We start from the raw sequence: 21,294 nt of genomic DNA on the forward strand, positions 1-21,294 counted from the left end.
ATTTTTCAAATGATTTGGTCATTTTAGTTATTTATTTGGTTATTTTTTACTATCTAAACGATTGTTTTTGTAATTTAGGTTTATTTTTCAACTTTGATTTTAGATTAATCCATTATTATAGACTTTTTTGTCAGATATATGGTAAATTCAATATTAAATTAATAAAGGTCAGGTCTACGGTCTTCGAGTATGGAACCTGTTTGTCTGATCTCTTTTGCCTCCTCGAGATCAATTTCCGCAATGAGGGCACACTCTTCCTTTCCGGCTTCTGCCAGAACCCTTCCCCATCCGTCGGCAATAAGAGAGCCACCTGGATAAGTTGAGTATTTATCATTTCCCACTCTGTTACAGGCGATATGTAGTAGCTGGTTTTCAACTGCTCTAGAAAGGGACATAATGCGCCAGGGATATAGATAAAAGTCAGGAATGTCGGCAGCTGAAACCAGCAGGTCTGCTCCTTCAAGGGCAAGTTTTCGTGCAACTTCCGGATACCTAATTTCGTTACAAACCATGAGCCCTATGGAGAGCCCATATTTTTGAAGCTGAATAGGATGTATCTGGTCTCCAAATGCAAAATATTCTTTCTCAGGACCGTAAAGCTGGGTTTTTCGGTGGATGCCAGCTAGCTTTCCGGATTCGATGCAGAAACCCAAGTTGAACTGAGAGGGAGATGGCTTTTCTGCACCTATTAATTGCCTTTTTTTCTGTTCTATCATTGAACCTGCAAGAATACATCCATGTTCCTTTGAAAAATCACATAAAGCTTCCAGAGTGGGACCGGAAACAGACTCAGCCACCTCAGCTATGCGGTCATAGCAAAACCCGGTTGAGAAAACTTCCGGAAATACGAGCAGTTCAGCTTCTTTCGAGACGGCTTCTTCTGCCAGAGAGAGGGCACGCTCAAGGTTTTCCTGTTTTGAGCAAAGGGAGATATTCATCTGGATGCAGGCAGCTTTCATGGTTGTCACTTTTTCCTTGCACGAAGTATAGTTACCTTACTTCATAAAGTTACTCTATTTCAGAGTTTAGGTCAGGATCCCGATTCAGGCAATAAGTAACTCGGAAAAAAAGCAAAACAAGTTTTTACAGGTAAAATAGGCGAATCTAACAAATACCCATTAAACGCAGGCCAAAACCATTCAAACTCCGAAAAATGAGCTCGAAAAAACTCAAAATTTCAAATTACAGGCAGAAATCAAAAGGCTTCACCTCTACAGAGAATCGTATTCGACTTAAAAACTGACTTAAAAATTAAAAAAGGAGGAACTTTATGAGGGTTTTAAAGTTTAATGCACTCCTTAAAATTCAACTCCTTTTAAAATAATGAACCATACTGGATTGGGAGAATGGTATACAGAAATCCTCCAAAACCAGAGCTTGCTGGACCTTTATTGATAACAGTTACAGGTGTTTCTGCTTCATCCGGGGTTTCAGAGGAGGATTTATAACTTTCATTAGAGGTCTCTCTGTTTTTCTCGCTGGTATTTTCTACCACTACAGCTGGCTGCGTATTATTTTTCCCTTCCATTTGAACGCTGCCGGATGTGTTCAGTGTAGTATTCATTCCTGCAGTACCAGGCTGCTGTTCTTCGACAACGATTGTCTTTGCAGGATAGATTACATATCCTCCATTACTTCCTTTTCCCTCATCAGAGGTCTTAAAATACCACTCATCCGTAATGTTAGTCATGCTATCAGCATTAAGATTAATTTTTATGGAATTGGCATTTGACATTACTATCAGATTTTCAAGAGCCTGGTCCACTTCAAAACTGCCAAACTTATCCCCGGACTTAATGGAAAGAGGCTTGTCTTTATCTATCAGCCAGGTATATTTGAACACTGCAAAATTTGCATCCGCACCTGAAAAGATAGAGTCTACAAAGGTAATGAAATAAATATGTGAGGAGTTATCCCCGAATTCATCTTCTGCAGTAAATATCCTATCATCTATAGTGCCGTCCACAGAGACTAAAGCAGTATCTAACTCCGTATTATTCCTGTAAAGCGAAAAATAGCATTTATTACCGTCAATGTCAATCCCGTTCAGAGTAAGGCTGTATCCGCCGGCAATATCCCAACTCTCTCCTTCCTTGAGTGTTATCTTTTCGTTTTCATCCTGCTGGAACAATATCTTAGTGAGCTGTGTTGCATCATCATCAATAGTACAATATGGTTTACCAAAGAGCGGCAGTGAATAAAAGAAAGACACCTTTGTCACATTTTCTTCTTCAGAAAATACCCTATATTTCGAAGGGAGCTGTTTGACAGTATAAACGAGTTCACCCTCATCGATTATATTGGCTGAAGGATTATCTTTCCCAAGAGAAGGACTGTCTCCTTTGTCCTCAAAATAAAGATGCTCTCCAGACCCATTCATGAGACTACTGTACTTATTTGCACCAAAGAAAAAGGCTCCGAAGTTTCTGAAATCCCACGAAATATTCTGCGCATCCGTACTTCCGGTATCAAAGGGTGTACCTCTTATTTCAACCGACATAGCTGCACACGTTCCTGCTAGCGCCAGAATAAGCGTTAGCACAAAGATAGCCAGAGCTAAAGAATTAAATGTTTTTAAGTTCATAAAAATTCTCCACTAGTTAGTAGTTTTTGTTTTTCTATATTCAGCCTTTTATCGTGAAAGCGAAATTCAGGCTATTATGCCCTTTTTCTGTTATTCAAAATATATTCAGTTCTTTTACTTCCTCTGCAGGGGCAGACACACTTTCCTTTTCATATCTTCAATTTCCCTGACAGCTACTTTTACACCATAGACCGAAGACATCATTTTGCTGGTTACAACCGTTTCAACCTCTCCCAAAGCAACCAGCTTGCCTCCGGTCAGAGCTGCAGCTCTGTTGCCCACCAAGAATGCATGGTCCGGCATATGTGTGTTCATCACGATGGATATTCCCATAGATGCCAGTCTCTGCACAGTTTCCAGCACAAGGATCTGGTTGCCAAAGTCAAGGTGAGAAGTAGGCTCATCCAGTAGGAGCAGAGACGGCTTCTGGACTAGAGCCCGGGCAATCAGCACCATCTGGCTCTGTCCACCGCTGAGACTGGAAACTGGCCTTTCCGCAAGATCAGAAAGTCCAACCACTGCAAGTGACTCCCTTGCAATCTCCATATCCTCTGCACTAGGGGATGCAAACATGGAAAGATGAGGTGCACGGCCCATTATAACAAAATCCAGTACGGAAAAAGGAAACACAACCTCATTCTGCTGGGGCACATAACCTATAAGCCGGGCAATGCCCCTTGCCCCGAGAGAAGCTGTATCTTCTCCCATAATTCGGATAGAACCGGCGACAGGTTTGAGAATCCCTGCAATGCACTTGATCAATGTGGACTTTCCAGCCCCGTTCGGGCCCAGTATGCACATAACCTCGCCCTTTTTTAGTAAGAAAGATACATTCTCAAAGACCGGCACGTTTCCATAGGAAAAGTCAAGTGACTTTACTTCCAGCATCAATTCCATCCCATGCGCCCCCTTCTGAGAAGATATGCAAACAAAGGAGCGCCTACCAGAGACGTGAGGATTCCCAGGGGAATTTCCGTAGCTGCAATAGTCCTTGACAGGTCATCTACAAGCAGCATAAACGATGCCCCGAGAACCATGCTCATAGGCAGGAGGCGGCTGTAGTTGGGACCAACAATCATCCTTGAGATATGGGGCACAACCAGTCCGACCCAGCCAATAACGCCGCTGATGCTGACTGCGGCTGAAGTCATAAGGGTTGCACAAACGATGATAATCAGGCGCATTTTTTCCACGTTTATCCCGAGAGCTTTAGCTTCCTCGTCTCCGAGGGACAGGATATTGATCCGCCACCTGAGAAGAAACAGCACCAGAGCCCCAATAAACATGGGCAATAATATGTAGAGCAGATCAGCATACCTAACAGTAGCGAGGCTTCCCATAAGCCAGAATACTATTGCAGGAAGTTCATCATAAGGATCTGCCACATATTTTACCAGTGAGGTAAGAGCCGTGAAAACAGAACCGACTATCATGCCGGAAAGCACGAACACCAGAGTTCCCGTACCTTTACTGGCTTTACCCATACTTATGGCAAGAAACATCGCCAGCAGTCCGAAAGCAAAAGCCATCAGTTGTATAAACAGATAATTATTCCACAGCAGTATTGCCAGGCATGCTCCAAAACCCGCACCTGCGCCCACTCCCAGAATATAGGAAGAGACGAGGGGATTCCTGAAAATCCCCTGAAAAGAGGCACCTGCTGTTGAAAGCGCAGCTCCTACCAGTAAAGCTGCAAGTATCCTGGGCAGCCTTACGTTGAATAGTACGGTGTGATGGGTGGAAACCGAAGCAGGAGTACCAAAAAAGAGAGATGAAAAAGCTTTCATACTCTCGTCCACAACCACCGAGACAGGAGTCTGATACCTCCCTACGAAAAGGGAGACTATGAGTAAGGCAACGGGCAGCACGTACACTAGAGCAGTGCGGGAATACCTGCAGTCAGGCATGAGTACACCTCAGCCTGGGCCAGATCCCGGAGGAAGGCCTGTGAAAAGACCTGTTAGGCGTGGCTTCTTCAAACGACATGCCATAAAACTGCTGGTAGAACTCATCTGCTTCCTTTTTCAGGTCAATTCCTGAGTTTCCCGGGTACAGCCTGTCTGCTATGTACATGAGCCCGAGTATCCAGCGGGGGTTTCCAAAATCCCAGGATGGTGGGATAGCATAGACACGCTGCTGTTTTACAGCCTCCGCTTCTATTCCGTATTGCCGGCATAGGTCGTAGAATTCATCAAGTGGGCGGGAAAGGAAACCGGAGATGAAAATAGTGTCAGGATTATGCTCATTGATGAATGAAGGAGAGACATTTATACCCGGCTTGCCCTCCTTTTGAAGCTGTTTATTGATGCTCACACCTCCGGAAAATGCCACAAGGTTATTTTCCATTCTCCCGGCGTTCAGGGCAAAGAGAGGAGAACCCATGCAGTAATACACCTTATGACCGCTGTTTTCTGCTGCAAGAGACTGGACAAGCTCCAGGCGTGTACGGATAAAGGAAATAAGCTCTTCTCCTTTTTCCGGCACATTTGCCTTTTCAGCAATAAGCCTGATAAATTCAAGATAAGAATACGGCTGCTGTATCATATGGTGTATTTGCATAAGGGTCTCAGTATCGGAGATCTTCCCCCAGGTCTCTATTAACCTGGAATCGTCCAGTATTCCCAGACATGTAAGCACTGCATGAACCATCCCGAAAGCCCGGCTTATCCTGTAACCGCCAATGAAACCTGCCTCACTGAAACTTTCAGTTGCAGTTAGCCCTTTAACTGGAACACTGTTACCGCAATTACATGTATAACTTATCCAGGGTTTTACAGGCCTGGATCCCATGGGCCCGTGAAATTCCCGATCACTCAGGAGGCTGCCACATTCAGGACAGTATGTATTCAAGAATTCCGTACCAGGGGAATTGAAGAGATAGACATAATCTACGTGCTTACGCAGAGAGGTGCACAGGCTCTCCGCCTCTCCTATTGAGGGTTCAAGCTCAATAGGAGCATCCCCAAAAGGAATAAATCTCATGACCTGAACCGGAATGGTTGGGGAAATATCAGACAGTGTTTCTGCAACCTTTATCACTTCTTCCTCATTTCCCCTCGAATAAACGACTGAAGTTTCAACATGTACACCCATATCGAAAAGTTGGGAAATATTACGGAAAACAGGAGCTGAGGAAGGAACTCCACAGTTTATATAACTCTTATCAGAATAACCTTTAATTCCGATATTTACGAAATCCACAAACTGCCCAAGTTCTTCTAAAGCCTCGGCTGTGAAATAGCAGTTGGTGGAGCAGCCTGCGAGCAAACCTATTTCTTTTGCCTTCACTGCAAGGTCCCTGAAAAGATAATAATTTGCAGCAGGCTCATTGAGTGTGGAAACTACACCCAGACATTTCTGCTGCAGAGCCCTTTCCACTACCTGAGAGGGGGTGAGAGAGGAACGGGGAAGAGATTTACCTGATGCCAGCAAGCGAGCCACACACCCGGAACACTGGAAATTGCAGCCGGCACTGAAGACCTGAAGGAACTTACCTGAGGGATAATAATGGAGCAAAGGAATTGATTCTATGGAAACAGGGTATGCCCCCATGTATCCCATATCAGGATCCTGGACTATAGTATCACCGGCACAGGCGTAAGTGCCGCATCTGCCCCTGCTGTATTCATTGATTTCACACCCGAATTCGCACACATTGCACTTCATTTTTTAACCTCTTTTGCTTAATACCACCCAGAAACCCGACCCGTCCTGGACTACGCGGGAGAGAATTTCGGTCTGCCTTCCAGCTTCCTGTATAGCCTGGATGTTTTCCGGACTGAGGCGTTCTTTCGAACTGTCATGCCAGTCCGGGTCTATCTCAACTATTTTTTCAGCTATCTGTGCTTTCAACTCCTTTGTGCCGAAACCGCCCCCTATCCATGCCTGTCCGCCAGGAGCAAGGACGCGGGAAATTTCCGTGAAAGCCACAGGCAGATCTTTCCAGAAAAATACTGAACCGCGGCTTACTATGAGGTCTGCGCAGTTATTCCTGAAAGGAAGCAGGTGCACATCAGCCTGCAAAGGAACAACTTTGCCTGAAAGGCAGTGGCGGTAAGCTTTGTCTTTTGAAAGCCTGCACATCTCCGCTGAAAAATCAACACCATAGACCTGCATATCTGTGATTTCCGCAACAGCTATTCCCAGGGATGCAATACCGCATCCCAGGTCCAGACATATGCCCTGTTTTCTTTCGCTCTGTTCGATAATTTGAGCTGCTATTACAGGGTAGATGGGAGCAAAGATATGCTCAGCAATATAGGGAAAACCCGGAGATTTGCCCTTCTCGCTCACTTTCAGGCCTCTGCTGCAGGGTTAAGTAGCGTATTCAGTTCTTTATCGGTGAGTTCATAGTGGAAAAACTCTGAATAGAACTCCCGGGTTAACTGGGGAAGATCCATGTTTGTGAAAAGGTCCGGATACAGCGTTTTTGCAGTCCAGGCAGTCCCGATAATGAGATGAGGGCCCTGGGGCCTGTCAATCCAACAGAAAGGATTCTGAGGAGCAAGGTATACCCGTTTGTTCTGCACAGCATCCACGCTTGCCCAGAGAGGATCGGAATACACCGTTGAATAGAACTGCGGATCTGATGTGATAATTACCTCGGGGTTCCAGGTCATGACCTGCTCTATTGAAACCTGCGTCATGCCTTTCCCTGGTGTAAGCTGGCAGTCTGCAACATTGATGCCGCCACAGATATCAATAACCTGAGAGTGCTGAGAGCCTGAGGGGTCGGTCATCAGCCCTTTGGGGCCTTCGGCATAATAAACACGCACTTTTTCGTCTTCGGGGATATCTTTTACAGTGCTGTTGATCTCATTGAGAATTGAACTGCGGAACTCAATCAATTTTTCAGCCTGGGATTCACAGTCAAGCAGCTTACCCACGTATTCGATAGTAGGGTCAGATTGTGTCACAAAGATAATGGATTCATCAACAGCAACCACTGGAATGCTGCCGAAACTTTCCTGCCTGCGTTCTATGGCTTCATGGATTTCTCCATCCGTGGTGTACCCTTCAACAACAATGTCAGGATGCATATTGATTATAGTTTCATAGTTCCCGGTCTGTGTCCCGAACCAGCCCCCTATTTCAGGCAGCTTTGTGCAATTTTCTTCCATGAAAGGCTGGGTGAAATTATTTTTGAAATTCCAGCCTGCAAGTTTGTCCGGCGCAAGCATATAAACGAGGATAGTTGACGGGGGAGAAGTGGCTACTACCGAGGATATTTCACCCGGTACAGTTAGCTGCCTGCCCAGCATATCGGTGATCTGCACAGTACCTGAATTCTGAAGTTCAGTACTTGAATTAGGAACGGCCTGCTGCCCCGTATTTTCTGCACATCCGCAGGACGCGACAGCCAGAACCAGTAAAGAAATTATAAATATCGTACCTATTTTTCCACGCATAGAAATCCCTACACAGACTTTTGATGGTTTAGTCGATATGTTCGGATAAACATAATGGTATAAAAACATATTCTAACCTATAAGAAAAAGGAAAACGCTCCCGAATATGTTTTTTAAAGAGTTTATGCACATTTAAGGTATACCGATAGTTTTCCAGAAAAAAGCAATATCAAGCGATTGTGCATGGGAATTTTCTGAGGATATTATTCAGAGTATAATACAGGAAAATAGTAGCCTGATCGCCTTGGACCTTATTCAGCTCTATTTTTCTCTTCATATTCTTTCCTCACTTCAGCCGGCACCCTGTTAAAAGGGCATCCAAAATAGATACAGCGGGCACACTCATACCTCCATATTGTCAATAAAAAAATCAATATGGAAGTCAGGTAAGCTCCAAGCAGGAATGGTGTTTTTAAAAGCCAGGGAAGAGGGAATAGGATTATGATTATAAATCCCAGAGATGTAATTGCCAGATCAAATTTGCTCGGAGGGCATGGTATTGGTTTAAAATGCCTTGGCCAGCCCCAGTTCATCATACACCTCAGACACTTTTCTCCCCTGACAAAATAAAGGCAGTAAGTACAGAAAAAGCGCTGTTCCAGAATACCGAAATGGAAGATAACTGTGAAAATGTATGCAAGAAGCCACCCTGTTGAACTGATACCGATCGCAAGCCCCGCAGAAAAAAGAATAGTCAGCGTTACAAAGTTCCAGTAAAGGAAATCTTTAAATTTGTGTTCTACTCTGAGAGAGGCACACTTGCTTGAACCTTCTGCCTGAAATTTTTTTTTAGGAAACTCAATATTCTCGGAAATTCCATCCTTTTTTTCAAATTCTTCTTTCATTCCTGCAGGCACACAATTCATAGGGCATTCAAAGTTAATGCAGCGGACGCACTCGTATCGTCGGGCTGTCAGAAAGAACAGCGCCCAGGAGACAATATAGGCTCCCAGAAGCAAAGGGTCCCTGATAAGCCAGTATACCGGAAAAAGAAACATGGGAAGAGCCCCGAGAACAGTAACAACCCTCTCAAAAGGGCTGTGAGGGCCGGGGCGGGCTTTAAAGATTTTTGGTACTCCCGGAAGCATCATACATTTTACGCATCCCTTGCCCCGGATATAGTAAAGACAGTGGGTGCACACGAACCTGAATTCGATAATCAGGAAGAAAAAAAGGGCTATTCCGATGTAAACTGCTACCCATTTGAGCGAATCCTTGGCGATTGCAATAGAACCGATAAGGAAAGGGATCATATTGAGGAAGTTCCAGTAGAGACGGTCTTTTGTAGAATGTTCTGTTTTTAGGGGGATGCCGGAATTAAGGGGAGACATGGAGGAGCTTTTGGGAAAGGAAAGGTAAAAAGGTTATGATTTCTTGGAATTAGACTGGAAAACAATCTTGTATGAGAGCCCAATTTTGTCTTATTATGGTCTTCTATATGAGACTACATGAAAGAATCCTGCGTTTTCTGATTTAATTCGGCGAAAAATAGAAGAAATAATAGAACAAAAACTTCACCCAGGATGTGCGAATATTGGATCTCCGTCCGTCCCGTCCCGTTCGCTTGCGAACGGCCTGAAACATAAAACTGAAATGAAATGAAATGATAAATAAGAAGCAAAATTGTATAAAAAGTAGTAATAAAACTAAAAGGGGAAGGGGCAATGAAAGAAAATAATCCTAGAATTAAACTCTATATCGCCTGCAGCCTTGACGGCTTTATCGCTAGAAAAGACGGAAGCATAGACTGGTTAACAGAGTATGACAATAATTCCCAAACCGACTACGGCTATTCAGATTTTTATGCATCAATCGGCAGAGTCCTTATGGGCAGAAAAACATACGAACAGGTTCTGGGCTTCGGAGACTGGCCTTATGCGGAGAAGAAAATATACGTTTTTACAGGACAAAACAAACCGCTGCGCCGAGAAAAAAATGTAGAATTTGTTTCAGGGGACATCGGAGAGTTTACACGCAGGCTGAAGGAAAATACTGATGAAGATATCTGGCTTATGGGTGGATCACAGCTTATTAAGGCATTTTTTGAAGAAGACCTGATTGAGGATATGATCATTTTTATTGTTCCAATCATTCTTGGGGATGGAATTCCACTGTTTGACCGTATAGGAAAAGAGATCAGGCTAACAACTGGCAAGGTTGAAAAATATGAAATTGGGCTGGTGAAAGTAGAGTATCAAGTCAAAAAGAGACAAAGTTGAGAAAATTAATACGGATTATCTTGAAGATGGAGCAATATAACCAATACTCCTAGTCATCTGTCTACTTTACCGATAAACCAGCTCAATAAGAAAATTTTTTCAATAAATACATATACTTGAAGTTGTAATAATAGTTTGAAATCAAACTAAATCACACCTAAAACGCACAAATGTAAATATACCAAAAAAGAAATATTAGTTAATAATTTGGGATTAAATAAGGAATATTCCAAAGGAGCAAAATAAAACTTCTTGAATGAAATCCCTATTTGAGAACAAAATTTCCGTTTTAATAGGATTTTAAATTGATTTCAGACAAATAAGGAAATTAAATAACACAATTGTGCTAACCGTGTTTTGCGGGAGAAAAAATATATATCTGTATTCAAGATATATACAATTGATTCTAATCTGCCTAATTTATAAAAATAAGTCCAGAAACAAGAATCAAAGACCGAAAACCCAGACATTAGCCTGGGAGGACGTCGTGTGAGAAGTCATGAAGAACATGCTTAAAACTACAATTTTGCTTGCCTCCCTTACAGGTCTCATGGTCCTAATAGGAAACTACCTGGGGGGTACAGGCGGAATGATTATTGCTCTCCTGTTTGCAGTAATTATGAATTTCGGAACTTACTGGTACAGTGACAAAATAGTACTCAAGATGTATAGAGCAAAAGAAGTTTCCCCTGCAGAAGCTCCGAACCTGCACAGGATTGTCGAGGGATTGGCTCTCAAAGCTGGAATGCCAAAACCCAAAGTATATATCGTAGAATCTTCAATGCCGAATGCCTTTGCAACTGGAAGAAATCCAGAGCATGCGGCTGTGGCTGCTACAACCGGAATTCTTGAACTGCTCTCTTATGAGGAAATGGAAGGTGTGCTGGCACACGAACTTGCACATGTGAAGAACAGGGATACCCTGATAAGTGCCATAGCTGCAACCCTTGCAGGTGTCGTCACAATGCTTGCCAACTGGGCACAGTGGGCTGCAATTTTCGGCGGCTTTGGCGGCAGAGATGATGACGAAAACGGTGGAATCATAGGCCTTATCGCGATGGCCATTCTGGCACCTATTGCTGCAACTTTGATTCAGCTTGCAATCTCAAGGTCAAGAGAATATGCAGCCGATGCAGAAGGGGCGGGAATGTGTAAAAAACCATGGGCTCTTGCCAATGCCCTTCAAAAACTTGAATATGGGAACTCTCACTACAACCCAAGAGCCTCAGATGTGCAGGCAACGGAAAGCAGCGCTCATATGTTTATTGTTAACCCATTAAAAGGAGGAACGATTCAGTCTCTCTTCAGCACTCACCCAGAAACAGAAGAGAGGATAAGGCGCCTTAGAGCAATGAGAGTCTGAGAACCTTTCTCAGACCTTTATTAAATTCTTTTCTTCTATTCAGGCTTTTTTCTTTAGTTTTTTCAAGTTTTTAATTTGATATTTTTATCCAGATTTAATTCAGTTTAGATTCAACTGCTTATTATTCTTTAAATTTGATTTGATCTCTTTTCCGTATTTTTTTGTCCGGAATTCCATTTTTCTTTTTTACCCGAAATTTTTTTAAGTTGGGCATGCTATATGCTATCAATAGTCATGGTGAAATTTAAGTTATATCTGAGAGAAAGCACTTATAAAAGAAAGTGCTGAATAAAGAAAATAGGATAAATAACTCTACCTGTGTAGAATATTATACCATATTTAGCTATGGGAAAGTGTGTCCAAAAAATCCTAAAAATTAGAGATATTAATCAAAATAGCAGATTTGAGATATTTTTACCGGATAACGATATTAATTGTGCATATCCGGATTTTATCGGGGAGTTTTCAATGAAAGATAAATTTGGAATTGGCAGGATCGTCAGGGCAAAAACTATTTCTGATGCATGGTACCGCGGGCTTAACATTATCCAAAATCACGGGCAAGTTATTACGGATGAAAGAGGAAGTCAGATCAGGGAATTTATGGATTTGATGATAGTAATTGAAGATCCCTATACTAACAGGATCCCGCACGAGACTGCCTGGAATGAAGAAAGGCTTGAAGAGTATGCAAAACAACTGATCTCGGGAGAAAACATACAGGACTTTGAGTATACATACGGGCAACGCCTTCGAAACTGGCATGGGAAAGTAGACCAGATAGAATATGTGATTGAAAAGCTGCAGGAAAGTCCTACTTCCAGGCGAGCAATAGCGATTACCTGGATCCCTCCAGTGGATATGAAAATTAATGAAGTCCCCTGCATGATGCTCGACGATTTTAAAATAAGAGATGGAAAGATACACCTCACAACTCTCTTCAGAAGTCATGATTTTGGGGGAGCCTATCCTGCAAATCTTTATGGGCTCTCAAAACTTCTCGAGTACGTAGCTGACAGAGTGGGAACAGAACCCGGAACAATCACAACTATTAGTATCTCAGCACACGTCTATGACCATGACTGGGATATGGTAGAAAATATCGTAAAAGGCGTAAACTGATTTCTAAACCGGGTTCCAATTCGAGCTCTTAACTGAGTTAAAAGTACATTTAAGGTTTTTTCACTCGGATCAAATAATTAGCAGCATTACAAAAAGAGTATTCAGAAGGCTAGAAGTAAGCACCTGAGTCTCATGAAAAATCAAAAATATGAAATCGAAGAGATCTGGTACACATGCGTGTTTCTATCGACAAATCCTCAATCAAAGGGGAAGTCTTTGCCCCACCCTCAAAGAGTTACACTCACAGGGCTGTAACCCTTGCAGCTCTCTCAAAAGAATCAATCGTCAGGCGTCCCCTTATTTCAGCCGATACTCTTGCTACAGTCAAGGCTTCCGAGATGTTTGGGGCCTCCGTTGAAAGGGAAAAAGACAAGCTTATTATCCACGGAGTCAAGGGTAAACCCAATATCCCGGATGATGTTATCGATGCTGCAAACTCCGGGACAACCCTTCGTTTCATGACCGCAGTAGCAGCGCTCACTGATGGGATTACAGTGCTTACCGGAGATGCCTCCCTTCGTACCCGGCCAAACGGGCCTCTTCTTGAAGTTCTAAGTCAATTGGGAGTAAAAGCTTGCTCCACTCGAGGAAACGAGAGAGCTCCGCTTGTTGTCAAAGGCGGACTTAAGGGACAGGATGTAAGTATTGATGGCTCTATCAGTTCCCAGTTTATCTCGGCTCTTCTAATAACCTGTCCGCTTGCTGAAAACAGTACCATTCTTTCCATAAAAGGAAAACTTAAGTCAAGGCCTTACGTGGATGTAACCCTTGAGATGCTTGAACTGGCAGGCGTTAAAATTCAAACCGATGACAGTAACGGTACCAGATTCATAATCCCGGGAAAACAGAAATATGATTTCAAAGACTATACCGTTCCCGGAGACTTTTCCTCTGCATCCTATCTCCTTGCAGCCGCAGCCCTTACTGATGGGTCTGAAGTTACAGTCAAAAACCTCTTCCCCTCAAGACAAGGGGATAAAGTAATTATTGAAATCCTGAAACAGATGGGAGCAAATATAACATGGGATAAAGAAGCAGGTAATGTAACCGTCAGGGGAGGAAGGAAATTAAAAGCAATAACCTTCGACGCCGGAGCAACTCCTGACCTTGTCCCGACAGTCGCTGTCTTGGCTGCAGCTGCCGAAGGGACAAGCAGGATTGAAAATGCCGAACATATTCGATATAAGGAGACAGACCGCCTGAGCGCCCTTGCAACCGAACTTCCTAAACTTGGGGTAAATCTTAAAGAGGAAAGGGACAGCCTGATCATTACAGGTGGAAAATTACATGGAGCTTCAGTGCATGGCTGGGATGACCATAGAATTGTTATGGCTCTTGCACTGGCAGGAATGGTTGCAGGAAATACAACAATTGACTCGACTGAATCTGTATCAATTTCTTATCCGAACTTCTTTAAAGATATGCGCAATCTTGGAGCAAAAATTGAAGAAATCTTAGAAGAATAAGTTGAGAATCCAATACAGATTTCTAAGTGTAAATTAAATCAGATTAGATGCAGATTTTGTTTAAATTTGATAATTAATAATGAAAGGAATCCTCAAACTTTCAGTATTTTCTTTTTTAGAATTAAGCTCCAATCGGTCAAAGAAATCATTTACCTTCTAAGAGAGTCTGAAAAAATTTAGGGGCAATAAAAAATAACATAGTACTTATACAAAAATTCCATATTTAAATATATGGAAATTAGGTGTAAGTGTGGAGATACATGCATAAAGCCTATTTCAACAGCAATAAAAGACATTGAATTATTCTACAAACCGTGCAACGATTGCAAAACAGAAAAAATAAAGAAATTCTCTCCTCTAGCAGAACAGATTAATTTAGATGAAATAGATAACAATTTTGGAAGTTGTAAATGCGGAAAGAGGCATCTTGATGCTGTAATATCTCACGTGCTAAAAATAATGATGGATGAAGGAATAAAAGACAAAAAAGCTAATTTAAGGAATGCATGTGTCCCTCTTGTAACTCCTGGCTATCCAACTAATTCTATTCTCTATTTGCCAAAGGATTCTTTAGTAATATTATCTAATAAAGTAGATAAAAAATGTGCTGAAATAATTGTAAAGGAAGTTAAGGAAGTTAAAGGAGTTTTAAAGGGGGATGTAAGAAAAACTGTGGGTATAAAAGATTCTGATTCTAATCCTCATGTATATGAACTTCTTGCTGGATGCGATTTGAGATGTGATATAATACAAACCCCTTATGGGATTTTAGGAATATACAAATATCAGCATGAAATTCACATAGAGTTTCCAAAGCTAAAGCCGCCCAAAATAGAGATACTTAAAAATGCTTTGGAAGCTTACGATAAGCCTACTGTTCTTGATTGTACATGTGGTCCTGGGACTTTAGGAATCACATGCCTTAAAGCCGGTGCTCGAAAAGTTGTTTTTAATGATATATGGAGTCCTGCAATAGAAACTACTTTGATTAATTTAGAAGTTAATGGATTTCCAGTTAAACTTTCAGGCAGTGAAGAAAAATTAGTAGCATCTGGAGACAAATTTGAAGTTTATAATATGGATATAAGAAAATTAGCGAATTGTTTAGATGAAAAGTTTGATATTTGTATTATAGACACATTTCCTGATGTAGATACAGCAGAATTTGTGGAATCCGCAGGCAAATTAGGCAAAGAAGTTGTCGTTATTTTGAAGTAAATTACGTGAGATCAGAATGGAGAAGAATGTTGAAGGTTCTTATCATTGAACCTATCCCAAAACCGATCTTATTTGTACATATAAAACTGATCTTATTTGCACATATAAGAGTTTCAGAACTATGCATAAATGTCAACTAGATATCAATTGAGCACCGATGCTTTTACGCACTGGTATCCTTCATACTAAAAATATATGCCTATACCTTCAGAAAAAACACTTTCAATCGTCATGAGAGGGCCTCAAGTTATAGATAGGATAAGTTCAGATTTGAGATATTTCTACTCCCCATTCAGGAATGGATCAGACGAAAATTAAGAGTGAGTTCATCCCAAAACCTGAAATTAGCCTCTTGAACCTTGTATTTTGGAAATTAATCAAGCTCATAATCTTTGAAAACAATTCTGAGAATTCTCAACTATTAAGAGTGAAGTGGCTTTTGGGATAGGCTCAGTAAGAACAGCAGTGTAGCGTATGTAAATAGAGGTAAAGTAAAGGTTGAGAACATACTTTAGCGAACTAATGTATTATTTTAATATATTCCTTGATACTGTATATAATATAGCTTTTTTGGGTAGAGGATATTAGTTTCATCCTGACTTTGACAGTTACATAAAAATAAGTGCTCTCTGTTTTGTATAATTCGGTCCAATGAACATCACAAAACAGAGAGCCTTCCCTACAATTCCTAACAAGAATATATGTGTTCCTATCGGATCTATTCTTGCTGTCCAATATTTTTATGAAAAGCTTAATTTCGGTGATATTTTTAGTAAAAATAAAAGCAAGGGTCTTGATCTCAATAGTTTACTAATCGGTTTGTTAAACTACAAATTAACTGATAATTTTAGCATCAAAGAAGCTGGCAAATGGTTAAATCAGAACGAGATTCTAGATATCTTAAACCTTGAAAGGTTTCACGAAAGAGTTCTTTACAGAACTCTTGAGCTTTTGGGACGTAACAAAGAGGAAATTCTGTGTGATATTCTGGACTCTCTATTTTCTACTTATGGTTTTGAAGATACGAATATAAACCTGGATTGGACGAGTATAGTCTTTTATGGGACTAAATCTAACCTTGGTAAATTCGGATATAGCAGAGATCATAGGCCTGACAAGTTGCAGATAACAGTTGCAGTTAGTGAGTTAGCTGACCCCATAAACATACCTATTGGAATTACAGTGAATAAAGGAAACGTTCTTGATCTTGAGCACTTTTCTGATACTTTTAACCAGGTTAAAAGTAGGTTTAAAAAAGGCTCTCTTATTGTTTTTGATAAAGGAGCTAATACCAAAGATAATCTCAACCTTATACAGGATGCTGAAATGGACTATCTCACTTCCATGAAACTGAATAAGAGTGATGATAAAATAATTGAAAACTTTGATCTGGAAAGAGCAGAATTGATCGATTCCAAAAAAGGTGATCATCCATCATTATACGGTTGATGTCTTCAAGATTAATTTTCCAGTGCTAGAAATGCCTTATGTTTCGTGCGTCAAGCATGTTATTAACCTTACTGAATTACAAAAAAGGTATGATGTGCCACTAAAATTGTTTTGGAAATAACATCAACTAACTAATAGTGCACGACCAATTTGACACTTACAGTTAAGTTCAAGATAAATGGAGTCAAAAATTATATTTTTGCGAATTTTGATCGAATCAATATAGCTTGATGGTAGTAAAAAAGAGTGGAATTACATAGAAAATATAACAAATTTTTATAAATTTAAACAAATTGTCAAGTCAATTTGGGATAAAAAAGAAGGGAAATAGTCAGTACCAATTAGTGGATACTGTCAAAGTCAGGTTTCATAAGTTTCCGATAGAGCCGATCTTTGCTAGATTCTAAATGTCATTGTTTTATACTGCAAAAGTACCATGTATATTTTTCTAACCTCTAAATATATATTATAGTACCACTGTCCTTAAAGTAGGTAAAAAATGACTGTTTTGAGTATAGTGGGTTGTAAAATGTTTCAGGATAAAATGGTTTGGTTTATTACAAATAATTCCCAAATAAAGAAAGTTCTAATCTTAGAAAATAAGAATATCTTTGAACTTACAGAAAAATTAGATGAACAGCGCATCTGTTATAACATCGTTCCTTTTAAAAAACTATTACAGATCCTTCAGAATTCAGGTATGTCCGTCAAAGCAGGAAAAATAATTAATTCTCTGTTCCCACGTTTTTGCCCTTTTAAGTTCAATAAATTATCGGGGGAAAAAACGTGATCCAGATTGCTCTCTACGGGAAGGGAGGCATAGGCAAGTCTACAGTCTCTGCAAATCTCTCGGCTGCCCTTGCTGATTTGAAAAAAAGGATCTTGCAGATCGGCTGCGACCCGAAACACGATTCCACCCGCCTGCTACTTAGCGGGGCTGTTATCCCAACAGTGCTTGATTATATGCGCGAAACTCCCCAGGAAGCTCAGCAACTTGAAGCCCTGGTATTTGAAGGCTACGGAGGTACTGCCTGCGTGGAAGCAGGAGGCCCAAAACCCGGGATTGGCTGTGCTGGCCGCGGGATCCTGAGCAGTTTTGAGGTCTTAAAACGCCTGGGACTCAGGGCTTCTTCCTTTGACGTCGTTCTCTATGACGTGCTTGGGGACGTGGTCTGCGGCGGGTTTGCAGTTCCCCTCAGGAAAGAATATGCAGATGCGATTTTTCTGGTGACTTCCGGGGAATATATGGCCCTGTACGCAGCAAACAACATCCTCCGGGGGATCATGAATTTTGAGGATGCAGCCCCTAGGGTTGCAGGCATCATCTTCAATAGGCGAAGACTTTTTGCTGAGGAGGAAAGAGTCTTTGCCTTTGCCCGGGCGGTAGGGTTGCCAGTTCTTGCCTCCATCCCCAGGGATGAAGTCTTTTCCCAGGCTGAAAAAGCCGGAAAAACCCTGGCAGAAGCTTTTCCTTCCTCTACTCCTGCAAGTATATTCAGAGAGCTGGCAAAGTATGTTGAAACCCTGGAAAAAGACAGGAGCCTGCTCCACCCTGCCAACCCACTTGATGACCTTGAGCTTGAAGCTCTGGTGCTGGGAAGACGGGAAAGGCCCTGCATAAAGCCATTAGGTACAGATCCTGCTCCCGATAAAAAAACCGGTACTGAGCTTTATTCCTCCAGACAGGAAAACAGTCATTCCACAGAAATCTCCTCCGGAATTCACGAAACAAAGCCTGCAGAAACTCCTGAAGAAATGTCCACACCGTTCCCGACAGCATATCCCTTCAGACCGCCTCTTTACGGCTGTGCGTTTTCAGGAGCTGCGACTGCGACTTTTCAGGTTAGAGATGCCGCTACAGTCCTTCACGGGCCAAGGAGCTGTACTCATATCACGGCCGATGCCCTTGCCTGCTCGTTTTTAAGAGGAGGTGGAATAAATGCAGGTGGGGTTGAGAAGGTTCCAGGTATCCTGCCTACAGATATGAAGGAAGAGGAAATCATCTTCGGAGGGCTTCAAAAGCTTGAGAGTAAAATCGAAGAAGCCCTGTCAGCCGGCTGGCAAACGGTCTTTGTGGTAAACACCTGCCCCGGAGGAATCATAGGAGACGATATAAGGGAGGCAGCCTCAAGAGCTGAAGCCCATTTTCCTGGAGCGATGGTCATCCCCCTCCCTGTGGAAGGAGTCCTTACGGGAGACTTTTCTACAGGGCTACTTGAAGGATACAAAAGAGTTGCTGACCTGATTGACCCTGCCGTAAAGCTCGAAAAAGGCCTGGTCAATATTATAGGAGAAAGGGAGTTTTCCCTGCGGGAAGAGGAACACTTCCGTACTATCGAAGGGCTGCTCAAAAAGCTGGGGTACAGAGTCAACTGCAGGTTTTTAAAGGGGACAGACACCTTTTCCCTTCGCTCTTTTAAAAAAGCGGAAATAAACCTGCTGGCTTTCGGTGACCCCGAAACACGAACTCTGCAAGCATATCTTTCCGGGCGTTTCAAGCTTGAGTTTTTTGAGCTTCCTTTTCCTGTGGGTTTCCGGGAAAGTTCCATCTGGGTAAAAACACTCGCAGAACGCCTGCTTCCCGGAAAGGATGTCTCCCCACTGCTACAGGAACAGGAAGAACTTTACAGGGCAGAGATTGCAAAATATACCCCCTATTTATTGGGAAAGCGCGTACTCGTGGTGAGTTACACCGAGGAGATTGACTGGATTCTGGATACGATCCGGGATCTGGGAATGGAAATTATCAAAGTTGGGATTTCAGTTTCATTTTTCGGAAGGGTAAGCCCTGGGCTCCGGTCTCATGAAGACTTCTCGGTGGAGAAAGACTATACGGATGAAAAAAGGGCAAAGGATGTCAGGACCCTGATGCCGAACCTGGTCCTTTCGAATTATGCCCCTTCGGTCCATGAAGAAGGAGTGCATTACGATACCATTCCTTTCTCCCCTCAGGTAGGGTTTCTGAGCGGGCTTGAACTTGCAAAACGCTGGAGTACGCTTTTAAGGCTACCGGTTGTGGAAGGGTGGAAATACGATGGAGGTGAATAATGTTGATTTTTTCCCCTGACGCCTTTACGGGTTCTATCCTAGCGGTAGAAGGAATCAAGGACGCGGCTGTTATCCTTAATGGCCCTATAGGATGTAAGTTATACCACAGTTTTCTCTCGGATAGGCAGTTTCCCAGGGAAGGTTCCCATGACCCCCTGGCGTTTCAGGACGAGTTCTATTTCGGTCAGCCTAGAGTCCCCTGCACTGGCCTGGACGGGGAAGACTACATTCGGGGTTCCCTTGAAAAATTTGAAAGGGCGCTTACGACAATAGCAGCAAAAGAAAAAGGCTTGCTTATGGTGCTAAATTCCCCTGGAGCAAGCCTTGTGGGAGACGACTTGGAGAGTGTAATCAAAAAAGCAGGAATGCAGAACCGCTGCTTTGTGGTGGAAAACCCGGGTTTTTCCCTTCCAGCAGCCAGGGGATTTGAAAATGTCGCTCTTGCTCTCCTCGAGAACATGAAACTCCGGTCCCTCCATCGCCCAAGAAACCCTAAAAAAGTGAATCTGATAGGACTTTCCCTGCTCCACAAGCATTGGGAAGGGTCGGTTGCAGAAATGAAGCGGCTCCTTGCTTTCCTAGGCCTGGAAGTGGGGGCAGTTTTCCTTGCCGGAACTTCCCTTGAAGAAATTCGGGAGTCAGGCGATGCAGCCTGTAATATCGTCCTTTTCCCCGAATACGGCAGAAGGATTGCAGAATGGTATAGAGAGAGCTTTGGGACCCCTGCTGTTTTTTCTCCTCTTGGAGCTCCCATAGGGTTTAATGCGAGTGAAAGCCTGCTGAGAGAAGTTGCAACTGTCCTGAATATCGACCCTGCACCTGCCCTTGCAGAAATCCAGAAAGCCAGAAAAGCCAGTTACCGGCAGATTTCGCGTTTCTACTCTTACTCGGGTCTCCCCAAAGGAGCCAGCTTTTCAATCCGTGCCGAAAGCTCCCTTGCCTACCCTCTTACACAATGGCTTTACTCCTACCTGGGAATGGCTCCCTTTGCAGTAAAACTGCTTCCCGGAAGCGATCCTGAAATAACAGGATCTCTCAAGGCGTTTCTGGAGGAAAAAGGATTTTGCGAAGCCTGGGATAGAGATCCTTCCCTTGAATCAGTTGATATTGCTTTTGCTGACAGCCCCACCCTTCAGCTTTTAAAAGCAAAGGGATGTTGCAAAGCTTGTATCGAAATAACCCTTCCGGAAGAAGGCTACATCCATATAATCCCGAAGACATATTTGGGAGTTTCAGGTGCACTTCTTCTTATAGAAGAAATCATTAACGGACTGCGCTCCAAATGAAAATCTATATTTGAAGGGCAGGAAAGAGAAGAAAACTATTGAAGTGCTGAGAAAATAACAGAGAAATAGCATTTAGAGCAACAGGATTTTTTGAATAGGTTCTAAGGGTTTCTGGAAAAATCATACGAAAA

15 protein-coding genes and 1 pseudogene are annotated in these 21,294 nt (G+C 42.4%); 8 read left to right on the forward strand and 8 right to left on the reverse strand.

What is annotated here, in order from left to right:
* Positions 1 to 158 precede the first annotated feature (158 nt).
* From BP861_RS15665 to BP861_RS15700, 8 genes are all read right to left on the reverse strand, one after another.
* On the reverse strand, positions 159 to 959 hold the full coding sequence (locus BP861_RS15665; protein ID WP_292377022.1) for a nitrilase-related carbon-nitrogen hydrolase: 801 nt from the start codon (positions 957 to 959) through the stop codon (positions 159 to 161).
* A gap of 356 nt (positions 960 to 1,315) precedes the next feature.
* Positions 1,316 to 2,584: an S-layer protein domain-containing protein gene (locus BP861_RS15670; RefSeq protein ID WP_292376943.1), complete on the reverse strand. Its 1,269-nt coding sequence runs from the start codon at positions 2,582 to 2,584 to the stop codon at positions 1,316 to 1,318.
* A 114-nt stretch (positions 2,585 to 2,698) separates the two neighbouring features.
* Positions 2,699 to 3,481 carry an ABC transporter ATP-binding protein gene (locus tag BP861_RS15675; RefSeq protein WP_292376944.1) on the reverse strand — a complete coding sequence of 261 codons (783 nt, stop codon included), beginning with the start codon at positions 3,479 to 3,481 and terminating at the stop codon, positions 2,699 to 2,701.
* Positions 3,472 to 4,491 (reverse strand): FecCD family ABC transporter permease, encoded by a 1,020-nt coding sequence (locus BP861_RS15680; protein WP_292376945.1) that lies wholly within the window; start codon positions 4,489 to 4,491, stop codon positions 3,472 to 3,474. The genes BP861_RS15675 and BP861_RS15680 overlap by 10 nt, the downstream gene beginning before the upstream one ends.
* Positions 4,484 to 6,250 (reverse strand): radical SAM protein, encoded by a 1,767-nt coding sequence (locus BP861_RS15685; RefSeq protein ID WP_292376946.1) that lies wholly within the window; start codon positions 6,248 to 6,250, stop codon positions 4,484 to 4,486. Before BP861_RS15685 ends, BP861_RS15680 begins: the two co-directional genes overlap by 8 nt.
* Before the next feature lie 3 nt (positions 6,251 to 6,253).
* On the reverse strand, positions 6,254 to 6,877 hold the full coding sequence (locus BP861_RS15690; RefSeq protein WP_292376947.1) for a class I SAM-dependent methyltransferase: 624 nt from the start codon (positions 6,875 to 6,877) through the stop codon (positions 6,254 to 6,256).
* A gap of 2 nt (positions 6,878 to 6,879) precedes the next feature.
* Entirely contained in the window at positions 6,880 to 7,992 is a 1,113-nt protein-coding gene (locus tag BP861_RS15695; protein WP_292376948.1) for an iron ABC transporter substrate-binding protein, read from the reverse strand.
* A 251-nt stretch (positions 7,993 to 8,243) separates the two neighbouring features.
* Positions 8,244 to 9,323 carry a hypothetical protein gene (locus tag BP861_RS15700; protein WP_292376949.1) on the reverse strand — a complete coding sequence of 360 codons (1,080 nt, stop codon included), beginning with the start codon at positions 9,321 to 9,323 and terminating at the stop codon, positions 8,244 to 8,246.
* A 333-nt stretch (positions 9,324 to 9,656) separates the two neighbouring features.
* Here BP861_RS15700 and BP861_RS15705 point away from each other — a divergent pair, with 333 nt between their 5' ends.
* From BP861_RS15705 to BP861_RS15740, 8 genes and pseudogenes are all read left to right on the forward strand, one after another.
* Complete coding sequence (locus BP861_RS15705; protein ID WP_292376950.1) at positions 9,657 to 10,211, forward strand: dihydrofolate reductase family protein; 555 nt, start codon at positions 9,657 to 9,659, stop codon at positions 10,209 to 10,211.
* Between the two features lie 499 nt (positions 10,212 to 10,710).
* A complete protein-coding gene (htpX, locus tag BP861_RS15710) occupies positions 10,711 to 11,574 on the forward strand; it encodes a zinc metalloprotease HtpX (RefSeq protein ID WP_292376951.1) in 864 nt (287 codons plus the stop codon).
* A 468-nt stretch (positions 11,575 to 12,042) separates the two neighbouring features.
* The gene (locus BP861_RS15715) at positions 12,043 to 12,696 is read left to right on the forward strand and encodes a thymidylate synthase (protein WP_292376952.1); all 654 of its coding nucleotides are present in this window, start codon (positions 12,043 to 12,045) and stop codon (positions 12,694 to 12,696) included.
* Between the two features lie 173 nt (positions 12,697 to 12,869).
* Positions 12,870 to 14,162 (forward strand): 3-phosphoshikimate 1-carboxyvinyltransferase, encoded by a 1,293-nt coding sequence (gene aroA, locus BP861_RS15720; protein ID WP_292376953.1) that lies wholly within the window; start codon positions 12,870 to 12,872, stop codon positions 14,160 to 14,162.
* Between the two features lie 231 nt (positions 14,163 to 14,393).
* Positions 14,394 to 15,380: a 50S ribosomal protein L11 methyltransferase gene (locus BP861_RS15725; RefSeq protein ID WP_292376954.1), complete on the forward strand. Its 987-nt coding sequence runs from the start codon at positions 14,394 to 14,396 to the stop codon at positions 15,378 to 15,380.
* A gap of 651 nt (positions 15,381 to 16,031) precedes the next feature.
* A pseudogene (locus tag BP861_RS15730) lies at positions 16,032 to 16,805 on the forward strand (IS1634 family transposase); the annotation flags it as partial.
* A gap of 810 nt (positions 16,806 to 17,615) precedes the next feature.
* Positions 17,616 to 19,877, forward strand: coding sequence for a nitrogenase component 1 (locus tag BP861_RS15735; protein WP_292376955.1), 2,262 nt, complete (start codon positions 17,616 to 17,618; stop codon positions 19,875 to 19,877).
* The gene (locus tag BP861_RS15740; RefSeq protein ID WP_292376956.1) at positions 19,877 to 21,163 is read left to right on the forward strand and encodes a nitrogenase component 1; all 1,287 of its coding nucleotides are present in this window, start codon (positions 19,877 to 19,879) and stop codon (positions 21,161 to 21,163) included. The genes BP861_RS15735 and BP861_RS15740 overlap by 1 nt, the downstream gene beginning before the upstream one ends.
* The last annotated feature ends 131 nt before the right edge of the window (positions 21,164 to 21,294 follow it).

It is taken from the genome of Methanosarcina sp. UBA411 (assembly GCF_002495725.1).
Classification (GTDB): domain Archaea; phylum Halobacteriota; class Methanosarcinia; order Methanosarcinales; family Methanosarcinaceae; genus Methanosarcina.